Source organism: Deinococcus alpinitundrae, from assembly GCF_009982895.1.
Classification (GTDB): domain Bacteria; phylum Deinococcota; class Deinococci; order Deinococcales; family Deinococcaceae; genus Deinococcus; species Deinococcus alpinitundrae.
The window spans coordinates 1-275 of sequence record NZ_WXZL01000230.1 but is presented as its reverse complement, the minus strand read 5'-3'; the positions used below and the strand labels follow the sequence as shown (position 1 = coordinate 275).

1 protein-coding gene is annotated in these 275 nt (G+C 62.2%); it reads left to right on the top strand.

Annotated elements, in window-relative coordinates; translation table 11 throughout:
• Positions 1-84: 84 nt before the first annotated feature.
• A partial coding sequence (locus tag GUI70_RS23170) for an ATP phosphoribosyltransferase regulatory subunit (RefSeq protein WP_202630594.1) occupies positions 85-275 on the top strand: 191 nt, incomplete at its 3' end.

Below are 275 nucleotides of genomic sequence, written 5' to 3'. Positions count from 1 at the left end.
CCCATGCAACTCCCATCGACGGCCCACTGCCCACTTCCCACAGCCCACTGTCTGACTCCTGTCCCCTGACTCCTGACTCCTGCCATGGCCTTGAGTCAGCCGCGCACATTAAATGGTTTCCGCGATTATCTCCCCGAGGCGATGATGCCGCGGGAGTGGATCATCGAGACCGCGCGGCGGGTCTATCGCAGCTACGGCTTTCGCCCGATCGACACCCCTGCTCTCGAGTACCTCGAGATTCTCACCGGCAAGGGGAGCGACGAGACCGACAAGCA